This is a genomic window from Streptomyces sp. NPDC004838, assembly GCF_053600955.1.
Map to the genome: position 1 here is coordinate 1 of NZ_JBSGAW010000044.1, position 16058 is coordinate 16058.

15 protein-coding genes are annotated in these 16058 nt (G+C 72.2%); 7 read left to right on the forward strand and 8 right to left on the reverse strand.

Translation table 11 applies throughout. The features are described from left to right. Window positions 1-775: 775 nt before the first annotated feature. The 3 genes from ACWEFL_RS33575 to ACWEFL_RS33585 form a co-directional block, all read right to left on the reverse strand. Complete coding sequence (locus ACWEFL_RS33575) at window positions 776-1483, reverse strand: GNAT family N-acetyltransferase (protein WP_451720268.1); 708 nt, start codon at window positions 1481-1483, stop codon at window positions 776-778. A 41-nt stretch (window positions 1484-1524) separates the two neighbouring features. Further along, entirely contained in the window at window positions 1525-1845 is a 321-nt protein-coding gene (locus ACWEFL_RS33580; protein WP_451720271.1) for a hypothetical protein, read from the reverse strand. A 385-nt stretch (window positions 1846-2230) separates the two neighbouring features. Further along, complete coding sequence (locus ACWEFL_RS33585; protein WP_451720274.1) at window positions 2231-2710, reverse strand: carboxymuconolactone decarboxylase family protein; 480 nt, start codon at window positions 2708-2710, stop codon at window positions 2231-2233. Between the two features lie 181 nt (window positions 2711-2891). On the opposite strand from ACWEFL_RS33585, the gene ACWEFL_RS33590 reads away from it, so the two are divergent. Then, window positions 2892-3842 (forward strand): RNA polymerase sigma-70 factor, encoded by a 951-nt coding sequence (locus ACWEFL_RS33590; RefSeq protein WP_451720277.1) that lies wholly within the window; start codon window positions 2892-2894, stop codon window positions 3840-3842. On the opposite strand, the gene ACWEFL_RS33595 is transcribed toward ACWEFL_RS33590, so the two are convergent. From ACWEFL_RS33595 to ACWEFL_RS33610, 4 genes are all read right to left on the reverse strand, one after another. Next, window positions 3839-4930, reverse strand: coding sequence for an IS630 family transposase (locus ACWEFL_RS33595; RefSeq protein ID WP_451720279.1), 1092 nt, complete (start codon window positions 4928-4930; stop codon window positions 3839-3841). The two genes, ACWEFL_RS33590 and ACWEFL_RS33595, sit on opposite strands and share 4 nt — an antisense overlap. 174 nt (window positions 4931-5104) lie before the next feature. After that, the gene (locus ACWEFL_RS33600) at window positions 5105-5278 is read right to left on the reverse strand and encodes a hypothetical protein (protein ID WP_451720282.1); all 174 of its coding nucleotides are present in this window, start codon (window positions 5276-5278) and stop codon (window positions 5105-5107) included. Between the two features lie 195 nt (window positions 5279-5473). Beyond that, entirely contained in the window at window positions 5474-6109 is a 636-nt protein-coding gene (locus ACWEFL_RS33605) for a LuxR C-terminal-related transcriptional regulator (protein ID WP_451720284.1), read from the reverse strand. Further along, the gene (locus tag ACWEFL_RS33610) at window positions 6097-7311 is read right to left on the reverse strand and encodes a sensor histidine kinase (protein WP_451720286.1); all 1215 of its coding nucleotides are present in this window, start codon (window positions 7309-7311) and stop codon (window positions 6097-6099) included. The genes ACWEFL_RS33605 and ACWEFL_RS33610 overlap by 13 nt, the downstream gene beginning before the upstream one ends. Window positions 7312-7492: 181 nt before the next feature. Here ACWEFL_RS33610 and ACWEFL_RS33615 point away from each other — a divergent pair, with 181 nt between their 5' ends. From ACWEFL_RS33615 to ACWEFL_RS33625, 3 genes are all read left to right on the forward strand, one after another. Beyond that, complete coding sequence (locus ACWEFL_RS33615) at window positions 7493-8218, forward strand: ABC transporter ATP-binding protein (RefSeq protein ID WP_451720292.1); 726 nt, start codon at window positions 7493-7495, stop codon at window positions 8216-8218. After that, window positions 8215-10656, forward strand: coding sequence for an FtsX-like permease family protein (locus tag ACWEFL_RS33620; protein ID WP_451720295.1), 2442 nt, complete (start codon window positions 8215-8217; stop codon window positions 10654-10656). Before ACWEFL_RS33615 ends, ACWEFL_RS33620 begins: the two co-directional genes overlap by 4 nt. A 311-nt stretch (window positions 10657-10967) precedes the next feature. Next, the gene (locus ACWEFL_RS33625) at window positions 10968-12329 is read left to right on the forward strand and encodes a serine hydrolase domain-containing protein (protein ID WP_451720298.1); all 1362 of its coding nucleotides are present in this window, start codon (window positions 10968-10970) and stop codon (window positions 12327-12329) included. A gap of 287 nt (window positions 12330-12616) precedes the next feature. On the opposite strand, the gene ACWEFL_RS33630 is transcribed toward ACWEFL_RS33625, so the two are convergent. Then, window positions 12617-13069, reverse strand: a complete 453-nt coding sequence (locus tag ACWEFL_RS33630; protein ID WP_451720300.1) for an N-acetyltransferase family protein — start codon at window positions 13067-13069, stop codon at window positions 12617-12619. 129 nt (window positions 13070-13198) lie between these two features. Here ACWEFL_RS33630 and ACWEFL_RS33635 point away from each other — a divergent pair, with 129 nt between their 5' ends. The 3 genes from ACWEFL_RS33635 (at window position 13199) to ACWEFL_RS33645 (ending at window position 15962) form a co-directional block, all read left to right on the forward strand. Next, the gene (locus ACWEFL_RS33635) at window positions 13199-14575 is read left to right on the forward strand and encodes an aminotransferase-like domain-containing protein (RefSeq protein WP_451720302.1); all 1377 of its coding nucleotides are present in this window, start codon (window positions 13199-13201) and stop codon (window positions 14573-14575) included. A gap of 505 nt (window positions 14576-15080) precedes the next feature. Further along, complete coding sequence (locus ACWEFL_RS33640) at window positions 15081-15536, forward strand: hypothetical protein (protein ID WP_451720305.1); 456 nt, start codon at window positions 15081-15083, stop codon at window positions 15534-15536. Window positions 15537-15548: 12 nt separating this feature from the next. Then, window positions 15549-15962, forward strand: a complete 414-nt coding sequence (locus ACWEFL_RS33645) for a hypothetical protein (RefSeq protein ID WP_451720307.1) — start codon at window positions 15549-15551, stop codon at window positions 15960-15962. Window positions 15963-16058: the final 96 nt, after the last annotated feature.

Here is a 16058-nt window from a genome sequence, read left to right on the forward strand (position 1 = left end):
GCCTTGAACGCCTTCGACATCACCTTCGACGGCCGCCTCTCCGCAGCCCGCCAGTAACCCCAACCACCTCGTTACACCATTCGATTGACAGACCCGTTCCCCCGCCGCACCCTTCGCGCGGCACCGCTTGCCCCGTCCACCGCCCGTGCCGACGCCCCGGGGCCGGGGCGAGCGCCGCCGTTCCGGAAGACGGCCAGCTCCGATCCGGCCCGGCAGCGGACGGCAGCCGCCACACCCTTCGGGAACCCCCCGGCCGCCGCCGCGCCCGATGGCGCATCAGCCCGGCCGGTGCGGGCCGCCGCGGCCCCCTGTCGTTCTGCCGGGTCTGCCGGGTCTGCCGCAGGGTGTCAGGGCAGGTGCGGGGGTTGGGGGCGCCGCCGACCCGCCCTGGGGCCTGTGCGCACAGGGGCCGTCCCCTCAAACCTGCACGCGCCCGTGCGATGCTCCTCCGCCCGGCCCGGGGCACCGGCCTCTCCTCCGGCGCCGCAGCCCCCGCCGGGCCGGTCTCACTGCTGTCGCGGAAGTGCTCCGTACGGCCGGATACGCCGTCACCCCGGTTCCCCGCGGCGGGTGGCGCCCCGGGCGCAGGCGCTCCGCGTTCACCCCGCCCACTGCGCCCTGGCCCCGGCCCGCGGCGGGGGCGTCGGCATCCCGGAACCCGTACGAACACTCGTGTGATGCACCGCCGCGCCGTCCCGTCGCCCGGACATCCTCCGCGCATGCGGGTATGTCCGGTGATCCCGGCATCTCGACGTCACGTGCCTCGGTTTGCTGTTCAGCGTGCGGTCCAGATCCAGCCCAGGGGGGTGAGGCCGAGGGTGCGGGCGACGGACTGGGAGGCGTGGTTGTCTGCGGTGGTGCTGTAGAAGAGCACGGTCTTGTCGCGGTGCTCACGCTGGTACCAGGCGGCTACGACGGTCGGTGCGAGGCGCTTGCCGCGGAAGTCGGGGCGGGTCCAGACGCCTGCCTCCGCGGCGGTGGCGTTCGACGCGGGGGTGAAGCAGATCGACACCGGCTCCCGGTCGTGGACGGCCATGGCCCACTCACCCATGCGCCCGTTGATCAGTTCGTTCCACTCGTCGGGCTGCCAGTTGTCAGGCCGGATCAGGTGCTGAGCGGTGCGCCGGCCGTCGGCGCCGGAGAGGACGACGGGCAGCGGGGCCGGGGCCGGGACGGCGAGACGGTCCGGGAAGACGAAACACGGGCCGCCTTCCACGGACACCGTCCGGTCGTCGAGGGATGCGACCAGACAGCGAAGCGCGTCGGGCAGCCGGCCGGGGCTGTACTCCTGCTCCATGCCGTCGATGGAGCTGGGGAGCGCGAGTCCGGGAGCGAGTGCCAGAAGACGTGCGTGGGGGGACCATGCCCACACCGCGAGCAGGGATGGATCTCTCAGGGCTGCTTGAGGGGTGTCCGGATCGGTCGCGAGGCCGTAGTTCGCGTCGATCTCCAGGGCCAGCAGGCGTCCTTCGTCCCAGGTCATGGTGAGAGGCTAACGCCACCGCACAAGCGGGACTTCAGGGGTCAGCGGGTGGCTTTGGCCTGGTATTCCATGGTTGCTCGGTAGTGGTTGGCTTCGTATTCGACAGGTGGGATGCGCCCTGGCTCTCCGCGGAGTCCCATCCGGCCGGGCAGCGGCGGTACCTCACCCCAGCGTTCGCCCTTGGAGCACTGCACCGTGGCCGGCAGATCGAGCAGTTCCTCGGCGAAGTCGACCGCGACGGCCACCGGGGCCTTCGCTGGATCGCTGCAGATGAGGCGCTCCCGTAGCCCACCAAGCGCGAGCCCCCGCGCATAGGTGACGAACACGTTGTCCGTGAAACCTCCGACCCAAGTGAACGCCATCATGTGACCGTAGCCAGACACCTCACGGTGTATCCCGTGATCCCGGGAATGATCAAGGCGCCATCACGCGCGCCGTCCAGCAGGAACGGCGGAGGAGCGCGGTCGGCGCAGGGGGCCGCGCTCCACCCCCGTGCTGCCGGCCTTCGCTCTGTCGTAGCCGAACGAAGGCCGGCGGCACGGGGGACAGGCGAGTTCTCCTCGCCGCTCGGCTTGGTCGGTGATGGGTTCGGGGGTTGTGTGGGTGGGTTTCTGCGTGCCCGCATTGTGGGGGTGGGGGGTGCGGGTCGGGTGCCTGGGCGGGTGGTGTGGTTCCTTGCTGGTTGTGGGATGCGTGGGCGGGGCCTGGATCGGTCGGTCCTGGGGCGGGCTGTGTTCTGCTTTGCGGTCAGTTCGAGGTAGGGGTGAACGTGCCGGGCTTGTACGAGCCCCCGGGGTTGTGCGCGATCACGTTCATCCGGGTGGCCGCGTTGATGAGGGAGACGAGGCAGACCAGCGCACCGGTCTGGTCGTCGTCGTAGTGCTTGCGTACTTCGGCCCAGGTCTCGTCGGATACGCCGTGGTCGCTGAGCCGTGTGCCTTCCTCGGCGAGCGCGAGCGCGGCCCGCTCGGCCTCGGTGAACACTGTGCTGTGCCGCCAGGCGGCGAGCAGGTTGAGCCGGAGGGCGGTTTCACCGGCGGCTGCGGCCTCCTTGGTGTGGACGTCGACGCAGAAACCGCAGCCGTTGATCTGGCCGACCCGCAGTTCCACCAGTTCCCGCAGGGCCTTGGGCAGCGTCGATCCTTCCAGGGCCAGCGAGGTGTTGTAGAACCGCTTGGCGACCTTCGCGGCGGTCGGGCTGTCGAACAGGTTGAAACGGGGTTCCATGGTGTCGTCCTCACTCGTGGTGTCGCGTGCTGTCGCACTGGACGGACACAAGACGCCGGCGGCCCGGTCCTTGTGACGGCGCGGTGATGTGGCGTGCGTCACCGGTCGTGGGCGTCACAAAGCGGTGGGGGCCGGCGTCTGGTGTACGGCGCAGTCGGCAGCGAACGGACAGGAGTCGGCGATGAACGACCGAACGGCGAGCGACTGGACAAGGGACCCCTCCGACCCCTCCGGCCCTTCCGAGCCGGTCGCTCGTGGCGACTGCGTGGACAGCGTCACCCAGGCGTTCGTCGCCCACCGCAACCTGCTGTTCACCGTCGCCTACGAGATGCTCGGCTCTGCCGCCGACGCCGAGGACGTCCTCCAGGAGACCTGGCTGCGGTGGGTGGGCGTCGATCCCGGCAGCGTGCGGGATCAGCGTGCGTACCTGGTCCGGATCACCACCCGGCAGGCGCTGAGCCATCTGCGCACGCTCCGCCGGCGCAGGGAGTCCTACGTCGGCCCCTGGCTGCCCGAGCCGCTGCTCACCTCACCCGACGTGGCCGAGGACGTCGAGCTGGCCGACAGCGTCTCGATGGCGATGCTGCTGGTACTGGAGACGCTCGCCCCGACCGGGCGGGCGGTGTTCGTGCTGCGCGAGGTGTTCGACCTCGGGTACGACGAGATCGCCGAGGCCGTCGGCAAGAGCCCGGCCGCGGTCCGCCAGATCGCTCACCGGGCACGGGCCCACGTCGCCGCGCGCCGGCCGCGAGGGGTCACTTCCGCTGCCGAGACCCGCCGCACCGTCGAGGCGTTCCAGCGGGCAGTCGAAACGGGCGACCTGCAGCGCCTGCTCGACGTCCTCGCGCCGGACGTCGTCCTGCTGACCGACGGCGGCGGAGTCGTGCAGGCCGCACTGGCGCCCGTCGTGGGGGCCGGCCAGGTGGCCCGCGTGCTGGGCGGGATCGCCGCCGCGCTGTCCCTGCGGCCGGCACAGGTCAACGGCGACCCGGCGCTGATCGTCCGGCTGGACGGCGAGATCGACACCGTCATGGCGATGCGCATCGACGACGGCCTCGTCACCGGGCTCTACGCCGTGCGGAATCCCGAGAAGCTGTCGCGTCTGGAGCGGGAGACCACCTTGCGCCGCTAGTGACCTGAGTCGGAGATTCGTTGGCAGTATGCGGCGACTTTGTCGAGGATCTCGTCGGCTGTCTTGGTCCAGACGAAGGGGCTGGGGTGTTCGTTCCAGTCGGTGAGCCAGGATCGGATGTCGCGTTCGAGGGCGTGGACGGAGCGGTGGACGCCGCGCTTGAGCTTCTTCTGGGTGAGTTCGGCGAACCACCGCTCGACCAGGTTGAGCCAGGAAGCGCTGGTGGGTGTGAAGTGCAGGTGGAAGCGTGGGTGGGCCAGCAGCCACTTCTTGATGTCGGGTGTCTTGTGGGTCGCGTAGTTGTCCAGGATCAGATGGACCTGGAGATCGGCCGGGACTTCCTTGTCGAGCTTGGTCAGGAACTTCCTGAACTCGACGGCCCGGTGGCGGCGGTGGAGGGAGCCGATGACCCTTCCGGTGGCGACCTCGAGGGCGGCGAACAGGGTCGTGGTGCCGGCCCGGACGTAGTCGTGGCTGCGGCGTTCGGGGACACCGGGCATCATTGGCAGCACGGGCTGGGACCGGTCCAGGGCCTGGATCTGCGACTTCTCGTCCACGCAGAGCACCAGGGCTTTCTCCGGCGGGTCGAGGTAGAGGCCGACGACGTCGCGGACCTTGTCGATGAACAGCGGGTCGGTGGACAGCTTGAACGTCCGGGACCGGTGCGGGGCCAGGGCGAACGCCCGCCAGATCCGCGAGACCGTCGACTGCGACATCCCTGTCGCCGCGGCCATCGACCTGGTCGACCAGTGGGTGGCGTTCTTCGGCCTCTCCTCAAGCGTCTTGACGATCACCCGCTCGACATCCGCATCGGTGATCTTCCGGGGGACGCCGGGCCGCGGGTCGTCGCACAAGCCGTCCAGGCCCCGCTCGATGAAGCGTCGCCGCCAGGTGCGGACGGTGTCCGGAGCGATCCGCAGCCGGCGCGACACCTCCATGATCGAGTGCCCTTCGGCGCACTCCAGCACGATCCGCGACCGCTGGGCCAAGGCCTGGGCCGTCGTGCGGCGACGCAACCAGCCCTCCAGCACCGCCCGCTGGGCATCAGTGACCGACAACGGCGGAATCTTCGGACCCGGACGACTCATGCCTAACTAACGACGAATCTCCGACTCAGGTCACTAGCTGGGTGCCGGTGGCCGGGCGTCTGGCGCCGGACGGGGTACGGGAGTTGTTCCGGCGGCACCTCCCCGGGGGCAGCCGCAGAGCCCCTGTTCCCGGACGAGCCCCGGACGGCAGGATCGCGATCCACAGCTGGAGTACTAGGGCCGCTTTTTGTCGTCCGTCAGCCACAACCCCAGTGCCGAGCCGACGAGGCCGACACCGGACCCCACTCCGGCCAGGGCCCTGGTGGCTCCGGTGTAGTCGGCGAAGGTGCTGACGTAGACGGCCGAGGCCGTGGAGACGATGAGCAGCAGCCAGAGTGCGGGCTTCATGAGGGGTCCTCCTGACCGGCCCCGGCGACCCGGACGGGGCCGACGAGGTGGTGATCGCTTACGTCGTCCACCTTCGCCTGTGTCCTTGGTCCGGCGCATCGGGCCGGACCCCCGGATGTCAGGTGTAGCCCGCTACACCTGACGGGGGTGGCGGACGCCGCCGCCCCCGGGGGGCGACGGGCGCGGCGGGACCGGTCAGGCTTTGAGGTAGGCGAGGACGGCCAGGACCCGGCGGTGGCCGCTGTCGCTGGGCGGGAGGTTCAGCTTGGCGAGGATGTTGCCGATGTGCTTGCTGACCGAGCGTTCCGTGATGAACAGGGTGGTCGCGATGGTGGGGTTGTCGAGCCCCTGGGCCATCAGGGCGAGGACCTCGCGTTCGCGCGGGGACAGGGCGTCCAGCGGGTCGCGGCGGCTCATGAGCTGGGAGACCACCTCGGGGTCCAGCGCGGTGCCGCCGGCCGCGACGCGTTCCAGGGCCTGCTGGAACTCCTCGATGTGCCCGACCCGGTCTTTGAGCAGGTAGCCGATGCCCGAGGCGCCCTGTCCGAGCAGTTCGGCCGCGTAGCTCTCCTCGACGTACTGCGACAGCACCAGGATGGGCAGGCCGGGGATGAGTCCGCGGGCCTCGATGGCCGCCCGCAGGCCCTCGTCCCGGAAGCCGGGCGGCAGCCGGACGTCCAGGACGGCGGCGTCGGGGCGGTGCTCCAGCAGAGCGGGCACGACCTCGGGCCCGCTGCCGACGACCGCGGCGATCTCGTGGCCGACGTCCTCCAGCAGCAGGATGAGGCCCTCACGCAGCAGGACGTTGTCCTCCGCGATCACGATGCGCACGGCAGTACCACCTCGATCGTCGTTCCGGATCCGACGGGACTGTCGATCCGCGTCATGCCGTCCAGCGCGGCGACCCGCCGGCGCACCCCGGCGAGCCCACTGCCCGAGCCGGAGCCGGGGGCCGCCCCGCCGCGGCCGTCGTCCTGGACCACGACACGCAGGCGGGGGCCGTCGTAGCGCAGCGACACCCGCACACGGCTCGCGTCGCTGTGCCGGGCGATGTTGGTGAGCGCCTCGGCGACCACGAAGTACGCGGCGGCCTCGACGGCCGCCGGCGGGCGGCGGTCGGCCTCGGCGAGGTCGAGGGTGACCGGGACCGGGCCGCCCGCGGCGAGCGAGCGGATCGCGCCGCCCAGCCCCCGGTCGGAGAGGATCGGCGGATGGATGGCACGGATCACGGTGCGCAACTGCACGAGTGCCTCGTCCACCGTCGTCCGGGCCTGGAGCAGCAGTTCTCTGGCACCCTGAGGGTCTTTGTCGAACCGCCGGTCGGCCAGGCCGAGCCGCAGCGCCACCGCCACGAGCTGTGCCTGCGTGCCGTCGTGCAGATCGCGTTCGATCCGCCGGAGTTCCGCCTCGTGGGCCTGCAGCGCACCGGCGCGTGAGGCGGTCAGCTCCTCGATCCGCCGGCCGGCACCGGTCCAGGTGCCCAGCAGAGCCTCGGCCGCACGGGTCTCCAGCCGCACGGCGGCGGGGGCGAGCCGGAAGAACACGGCGGCCAGGAGCCAGACGCACACCAGCGACAGCACGATCGCCTGGAGCCAGTTGGTCACCGGAGCGGCGAGGAGGGTGAGAGTGCCGCTGGGGACGGTCCACCACCACAGCGGGATGGACAGGGACAGCAGCAGACTGAACACGACGGCCGACACCAGGACCGGCAGGACGACGCCGGCCGTGCCGTGAACCAGCATCCACAGCACGTCCCGGCGGGTCCCCGGGGACCACCCGTACGCGCCGTTCCCGCCGGCCGGGCAGGGGCGGCGCACCGGGCGGCCCAGCACCCTCTCCGCGCGGCGCCGCTCGGCGTCGGCCAGCGCCCGCAGGGGCCGTACCGCCCAGGGCCGCACCGGCCCGACGGCCGTCACGGCACAGGCCAGGGGCAGCAGGAGGCAACCGGCGAGCGCGGGCAGCGCGGTGGCGAGTCCGCCGAGCAGATACCGCGTGGAGTGCAGGCTGCTCCGCGCCCGTGCCTTCAGGTCCATGGCTCACGACGGTACGTCACGGTTTTTCCCTTGTCCCAGGAGGCCGCTCCACCTTCGGTGGTGGAGCGCGCTCCACCACCGCCGCGGGGGCCTGACCGCTGCCGCGCGACCGCCGGCCGGAATTACGTTCGGTTCTCGCTGCCCCACGATCCAGCCAGCCGGAGGACGGACCATGCGACCGATGACGACGGGCCCGGCGACACCGTTCGCCGTGTCCCTGGAGGAGGTCTCCAAGTCGTACGGCGAGGTGACCGCGCTGGAGAAGGTGAGCTGGGGATTCCGCAAGGGGAGTTTCACCGCCGTCATGGGCCCGTCCGGCTCCGGCAAGAGCACCTTCCTGCACTGTGCGTCCGGCCTCGACCGGCCCACGAGCGGGTCGGTACGGCTGGGCGACCTGGATGTGAGCGGGCTGAGCGAGAGCCGGCTGACCCGGCTGCGCCGGGAACGGATCGGGTTCGTCTTCCAGGGCTACAACCTGATGCCGTCGATGGACGTCGAGCGCAACATCACGCTCCCGCTGACCCTCGGCGGCCTCAAGGCCGACCGGCGGTGGCTGACCGAGGTCGTCCACCGCGTCGGCATGGCGGACCATCTCGGCCACCTCCCGGCACAGCTGTCCGGAGGGCAGCAGCAGCGCGTGGCCGTGGCCCGGGCGCTCGTCACCCGTCCGGAGATCGTCTTCGCGGACGAGCCGACGGCCGCGCTCGACCCGAGGTCGGCCGGGCAGGTGCTGAAGCTGCTGCGCGAGGCGGTCGACCAGATGGGGCGGACGGTCGTCCTGGTCACCCACGACCCCGCTGCGGCGGAGTGGGCCGACACCGTCGTCTTCCTGCGCGGCGGCAAGATCGCCGACGAGCTGACGGCGCCGTCCGCCCAGACCGTGCTGGCCCGCTGGGACACACTGTGAGGCGCGGGATCGCCACCGGCGTGGCGGCGGCCCTGCTCTGCGCGTCCGTGCTGACGGGCGCGTTCGGGGTCCTGCTGGAGTCGGCCCTGCGGGCGCACGGGGAGACCGACCGCTATACCCGGGCCGTGGCCGTCGTCGCGGAGAGCCAGCGCGCCGAGAAGACCGTCCAGCGCGGCGAGTCCGAGCAGACGGAGGTCCGGCCCCTGGTGGAACGGGCTCGCGTGCCGGTCGCCGCGGCCGAGCGGCTGCGGGCGGTGCCGGGAGTCGACCAGGTCGTCGCCGACGTCTCCGTACCCGTCGTCACCGCCGCCGGGACGGTGCTCACCGGGCACGGCTGGGAGTCCGCCGCACTCGGGCCCGCCGAACTGCGGTCCGGCCGGGCCCCGCGGTCGGCGCACGAGGTCGCGCTGCACACCGGCGCCGGCAGCGCGGTCGGCGACACGGTCCACCTCCAGACGGGCGGCCAGGGGCCGCGGCCGTACCGGGTCAGCGGCCTGGTGGCCGATCGCACCGGACAAGACCGGGACACGGCCGGGAGCGCGTGGTTCAGCGGCCCGGCGGCGCGGGCGCTCAGCGGCCACCCGGACCACGCCGACGCCCTGGTGATCCTCGGGGACGCCCGGACATCCCTGACGGCGCTGCGCGCGGCGGCCCCCGGCCTCGTCGTCGCCACCGGCGCGGATCGCGGTGACGTCGAGGACCCGGACGTGGCCGCGGCCAGGCTCGACCTGATCGCCGTGTGCGCGTCGGTCGGCGGCGTCGCCCTGCTGGTCGTCCTGCTGATCGTGACCGGGCTGCTGGACCTGTCCGTACGGGACCGGACCCGGGAGCTGGCGGTCCTGCGGGCGATCGGGGCCACGCCCCGGCAGGTACGCCGGGTGATCGTCCGCGAGACGCTCAGGACGGCCGCGCCCGCCGCGCTCCTCGGCGGCCCGCTGTCGCTGGCGCTCGGGGCGGTGCTGCACCGGGTCATGGCCGGTCAGGGCGTATTTCCCCCCGGCCTGGCGCTTGCACTGGGACCGCTGCCCGCCGCCGGCGCCGCGCTGCTGACCCTGCTCACCGCGGTCGGCTCCGCCTGGCTGGCCGCTCGGCGCGTCTCCCGGGTCCGGCCGGTCAAGGCGCTGGGCGAGACGGCGGCCGAACCGGTCCGGATGCCGCGCTGGCGGACGGTCACCGGCCTGGTGTTCCTGGCCGTCGGCCTGGGCGCGGCGGCCACGGCGTTCGCGTTCGGCGGACAGATCGCGACGGCCGCCATGGGCGGACTCGTGCTCTTTCTGATCTGGGCCGCGGCGCTGCTGGGACCCTGGATCGCGCGGGTCGGCATCCGCACGCTGGCCGGGCCGCTGCGCGCGCTGTTCCCGGTCCCGGGACGGCTCGCCACGGACACGGCGACCGCCTCGGCCGTCCGGCTGGCATCGGTGATCACACCGATCGCGCTCGCGCTCTCCTTCGGCGCCGGCCAGTTGTTCGTGCAGTCCACGCTCGTCGAGGCCACCCGCGCCCAGGCGGCGGCCGGTCTGCGCGCGGACCAGGTGCTGACCGCGGACGGTCCGGGCGTCCCCGGGGCCGTGTACCGGGCGGTCGGCGACACGCCGGGGACGGGCGGCGTGACGGCCGTCAAACGGACCACCGTGGTGATGCCGGTCGGCGGGCGGCTCCAGTCCCTGCCCGCGCAGGGCCTCAAGGGCGCGCTGTCGAACCTGGACCCGGCCGTCACCTCGGGGTCGCTGGACGACCTGCGCGGCGGTGACACGGTCGCACTCAGCGCGAACACCGGCGGCGCGGCCGAGGTGGGCTCGACGGTGTCCCTCCGGCTCGGCGACGGCACCGAGATCCGTCCCCGCGTGGTCGCCGTCTACGACCGCGGCCAGGGTTTCGGGGACGTCCTGCTGCCCCACGAGGTGGTCGCCGCACATGTCACCGACGGCCATCACGACGACTATCTCCTGGTGAAGGGGGACACGGACCTGCGGCCGGTGACCGGACGCTTCCCGGGGGTCCACGCCACGACCGCGTCACAGTACGGCGCGGCCCTCACCGAGCAGGCACGGACCAACGGCCTTCCCGGACTGCTCGCGGTCGCGGCCATCGCCCTGTTCACCCTGATCGGCGTCGTCACCACCCTCGCCGTCGCCACCGCGTCGCGCCGCCGTGAACTCGCCCTGCTCCGGCTGATCGGCGCGACCCGCGGCCAGGTCCTGGCGATGCTCCGGCTGGAGACCTGCCTGGTGCTCGGCACGGGAGCCGCCGTCGGCGCCGTGGTCACCGCCCTGACCCTGCTGACCTTCGCCGGCGCGGTGACCGGCCTGACCGCGCTGTCCGTGTCCGCGCCCGTGTGCGCGGCGATCCTGGGCGTGGTGTTCCTGGCGGGCGCGTCGGCCGTCATGCTCCCGGCACGACGACTGCTGCGCCGCCGCGACTCCCCACGCATCGAGTGAGCGAGTGAGCGCCCGCCCGCCGCGGACCCGGGCCCCGTCCCAGGACCGCGCCGTCCCCGGCCCGCCCGTCCGCGAACGGACCCGGTCTTCGGACGGACCCGGTCTTCGGACGGACCCGGTCTTCGGACGAGCGCACCACACGCGGCCCGTTCCTTCGTCCGCCGCGACCACCACGGGCCCGGCCCGCGCTTCCTAGTGTTCACACCCTGCCCCCGCATCCACCCCTGGACTCCACCCACCCGTTCCCCCTGCCGCTGCCCTACCGCCGCTGTGCGCGAGAGCGAGCAGCCCTGCCCCCTGGAGACAACCTCATGAAGAGCGAAGACCTGCAGCGCCGCCTCCGCGAACTCGCCGAGCGGCACCGCATCCCCGGTGTCAGCATCGCCGTCCAGCACGGCGACGAGATCACCGAAGCCGCCGCCGGCGTCCTCGACCTGGAGTTCGGCTACCCGGTGACCACCGACTCGGTGTTCCAGACCGGGTCGGTCACCAAGGTCTGGACCGCCACGCTGATCATGCAGCTCATCGACGAGGGCCTGCTCGGCCTGGACACCCCGGTCGCGGAGCTGCTGCCCGGATTCCGGGTCACCGACCCGCACGCCTCCAAGACCGTGACGGTACGTCAGCTCCTCTGTCACACCGGAGGGTTCGAGGGCGACATCTTCACCGACCACGGGCCGGGCGACGACGCCGTCGAGCGTTTCGTGGCGGCGCTCCCCGGCCCGGCCCGTCAGCTCTTCCCGGCCGGCGGGATGTTCTCGTACTGCAACAGCGGCTACGTCGTCCTCGGCCGGATCGTGGAGGTGCTCACCGGCCTGACCTGGGAAGCCGCTCTGCACGAGCGGATAGCCTCGCCGCTGGGCATGACCCACACCACCACGATGCCGGGCCGCTCGATCCGGCACCGGGTGGCCATGGGCCATGTCCCCGGGCCGGACGGTGAACCGGTCAAGGCGCCGTTCTGGGAGATGCCGCGCTCCAACGCCCCCGCGGGCGCCACCCTGACGCTGACCGCCCGTGACCAGCTCCGCTTCGCCCGGCTCCACCTCGACAACGGCCTGGCCCCGAACGGGACCCGGCTGCTGAGCCAGGCGTCGGCCGCCGCGATGCGCACGCCCCAGGTCGATGTGCCCGGACCGGGACGGCTGGGCGAACACTGGGGGCTGGGCTGGGAGATCTTCGACTGGGAGGGCGGCCCGGTCATCGGGCACGACGGCGGCACGATAGGCCAGGTCTCGCTGCTGCGGGTGGTTCCGGGCAAGGACGTCGCGGTGGCGATCCTCACCAACGGGGGCGCGTTCTTCGGCCTGCACGAACTGCTCACCGACCTGCTGGCGGAGCTGGCCCAGGTCACCGTCCCCCCGCTGCACACACCGCCGACCGTGCCGCCCGCGGTGGACCCGCGCTACTTCACCGGCCGGTACGAGTCGGTCACCCAGCGGGCCGAGGTGACCGAGGCCGAGGAGGGCCTGAAGGTCGTGATGTGGGCGCTCGGCCCGAGTGCGGAACTGCACGGCACCGAGCCGCTCGCCTCGTCGACCATGGTGCCGCTCGACGCGCACACACTGATCGGGACGGAGCTGGAGGGCGGCCACCACCCGACCGTCAACTTCCTCGGAGACGGCGACCGTGCCGGCTTCCTCCACGCGAGCCGCGCGATCCCGCGCGCCTGAGCAACCGGCCCCGGCCGAGGCGCCCGCGTCGGCACCGCCGCCGGTCACCCCGGCTCCCGCGGAATCGCCGTGCCCCCTGCGTGAGTCCGGGCACCGCCCGCTGCCGCTGCCGCCCGCGCTGTGCCGGGCGGCACCGGCAGCAGGCTCGCCGCTCACCCCGCCCGACGCACCCGCTTCCGTTCGCCCCCCTCGCGCCACCGTGGCCCCAGGGAGAAAGGCCCTGATGCTCTCACCGGGGTGGCGTGTGATTCCGGATGCGGCATCGCACACCACCCCGGCACCCTGAGCTAGACGCCGCTCTCGTACACGACCCAGTCCGTGCGCGCGGCGACAGTGCCGTAAAGGGCCTGGGCCTGATGGTTGTCTTCTGCGGTGACCCATTGCACGAAGGACCGTCCCTCAGCGGCGGCGAGTGCTCTCAGCCGTTGGATGAGCGCCCGTCCGACGCCCCGCCCGCGGGCCGCGGGATCGGTGAACAGGTCATCGAGGAAGATGCCCGTCGTCCCGGTGTACGGGGAGGGGACGGGGCGGTGGTGCGCGAATCCGACAACGGCTCCGTCGACCTCCGCGACGAGGGCGTCGCATGCGTGCCCGGGATCCGTCAGCCAGGCCCAGGCGCGGGAGACGACCTCCTCGGACTCCTGCAGCCGGTAGAACGCGCGGTACTGGCGGAACAGCACGCGCCAGCGGGCTTCGTCCGCTGCGGCGAGGGGGCGGATGGCCGGGGCGTTCGATGTCATGTGCTTCTCTTTCTGTCTTCGTGCACGGGCGGGATACAGCACGAGAACGGAGGCGCGCGAGCGGCGGCAGTACGAAAGAGAGCGCGTAACGGAACAGCTCGAATTGCAGTAACGATACTATGTATTTTCATGAACAACGATAACAGGTCGCGTGAGATCGCCGAGCTGATGAGGCGGCGCATCACGGGGATGCGCGCGGGGGAGAGGCTGCCGGGCGTGCGGGAGCTTGCCGCGGAGTTCCGGGCGAGCGCCGCGACGATCTCGTCCGCGCTGTCCTCGCTGACCGTGCTGGGGCTCGTGCGGGCCGAGCCGGGGCGAGGCACGTTCGTGGCCGGGCGGGAGCGGATGCCCGAGTCCGACTTCTCCTGGCAGTCCCAGGCGCTCGGGCGGGTCAGGGTCGACGCCGACCGGGCCTCGCGGCTGGGGAGTTACGGCACGCCTGAGCATCTTCCGCTCTCCTGGGGGTACCTCTCCCCGGAGCTGCAGCCGGGGGAGGAGCTGCGCCGGATCGGGGCACGGGCGGCGAGGAGCGGCCGGGGGTGGGGGATGACCCCGCCGGCGGGGTCGTCCGAACTGCGGCGGATTCTCGCGGCGGAGTACCGTGCCGAGCCGGGCGACGTGCTCGTGGTCTCAGGCGGTCAGCAGGGGCTGGTCTTCGCTCTGCGCACGCTCGCCGAGCCCGGGGCCGCGGTCATCACCGAGAGCCCCACCTATCCGGGCGCGATCCTCGCGGCGCAGAGCGCGGGCCTGCGGCTCTCCGCGGTCCCCGCCGACGGCGACGGCATCCTCGCGGACCGTCTCGCCGACGAGCTCGAACGGACGAAGGCACGTGTGGTCTATCTCCAGCCGAGCTACGCGAACCCGACCGGTGCGGTGCTGAGTGCGCGGCGCCGCGCGCAGGTCCTCGCCCTCGCCTCCGCGCACGGCGCCTTCATCGTCGAGGACGACTGGGCCAGGCACCTCTGGCTCGACCGCTCCGCGCCGGCCCCGCTCTTCGCCGAGGATCCCCACGGGCACGTGGTGTCGATCCTCACGCTCTCCAAGCCCGTTTCCCCCAGCCTCCGGCTCGGCGCGATCCTCGCGCGCGGACCGGCCGGCGCGCGGCTGCGCGCCTCGCGCACCGCCGATGACCTCTGCGTCTCGCCGCTCGTGCAGGAGATCGCGCTCGAGCTTCTCTCCTCCAGCGCCTGGCCCCGGCACCTGAGGCGGTTGCGGGCCGAACTCGTCGGCAGGCGCGACGCGATGGCGGACGCGATCCGGAGCACACTGCCCGACGTGCGCCTCCCGCGGATCCCGTCCGGGGGACTCCACCTCTGGGCCCGGCTGCCGCAGGGGCTGGACAGCGCCGAGGTCAGCGCCGCCGCCTACGCGGCCGGGGTCCTCGTCGGCGACGGGCGGCACTTCTTCGTCGACGAGCCGCCCGCGCCGCACCTCCGCTTCTCCTACGGCGCCGCCACAGGGCCCCAGACCGCCGAAGGCATCCGCAGGCTCGCTCAACACCTTTGACGCCATGCCGAGGGAACTCACGACTGCGCCGTCCCAGCAGAAATGTGACGCCCGGAGGGGGGTTTGCCGGTGCACCGGGAGCCGGCCGGTCCGGTGTGCTGCTGATCGGCCGAGAGGCCGAGAGGCCGGTTGAGCGGTTCGAGTGGGCAGGCCAGGCTGTTTGAGCCGGGATTGCGCCGTCTGCGCTGAGCCTGGCGTTCAACCTTGCTGGGCTTGGTGTTCCTTGACCGACTCGGCGGCCGCACCGACGGACGTGAACCGCCCTGCACGGCCCGCCCGGCGGGCCTCCGCCCCCGCCCGCGCCGGGTCCCGCCGCCAGGCCGCGACGGACCACCCTGCCGGCGGGGGCACACGGGCCGGACCGGCACCGTTACGTCGACCAGGCTGGCACCAGCCCAGGCCCCTCACGCGACCCATAAACGCTTTTATCCTTTATTTCTAACTATCGCAAGAAAGAGACTTAAGGAAGGTTTTCATCTAATTGTGTGGTCGATATTCTGTTCGTGTGGGACTCGACCACGCCTCGCTGTCCGCCCTGGCGGCACTCGGCGACGCCACCCGGCTCCGTATATTCGAGTTCATACGGCAGGCGCGGCTACCGGTTACCCGTGAGGATGTGGCCAACAGCCTCGGTATCTCGCGCAAGCCGGCCGCCTTCCCTCTCGACAAGCCGGTGGCGGCCGGTCTGCTCCAGGCCCGCTCTGAAGCCTCCACGGGGATCCGCAAGGTCGGCCGTCGGCCCAAGGCGTACGAGCCGGTGACCGAGGCGATCGCGGTGACCATCCCCGAACGGCGCTACGGCATGCCGGCCGACATCCTGACCGGAGCCGTCGAGCTGCTCGGCGGATACACAGCCCCGAACGGTCCCCGGGGGGTACGGCCTGCGAGCGGTGAGCCGGCGCTCCGCTTCCGTTCACACCTGCCGGCACCCGCCCGCCTGTCATCCGGTCCGCGCACGTGAACAGCTGGAGTCATGATGAACTCCGCCCATCCTGCCCAGGCATCCCTGAGAGGGCTGGGAGCCTGCTGTGCCGTCGGCAGCACGGTGCTGCACGGTCTTCTCGTCGCTGATCAGCTTGAGGAGGAGTTCTACACCGGCGTCCTGTTCGCCGTCGGCAGTGCCGTCATGCTCGTCGTGGCGGCGGCCCTGCTGATCTCGAAGCGTCCCCTGCTCGCCTGGCTGACCGGAGCCGCGGTCAGTCTCGGCATGATCGTCGGGTTTCTGCCGTCCCGCACCGTCGGCTTGCCGGGCGGCTACCACGAAACCGGCTGGGAGCCGCCGTACGGTGCTCTGTCCTTGATTTTCGAAGGCATCTTCGTCGTCGCATTTCTCGCCTGGCTGGGCGGGAGAGCGAATGGAACCGGCCGCCACGCAGCCCACAGGTGAGTGCCCCGGGATCCCCGTGCCTGCACGCACTCCGGTGCGATGCCGGCGGACCTGGGACAGCGAGGACCCCCAAGGTGTGCACCCCGGGGGCGGATG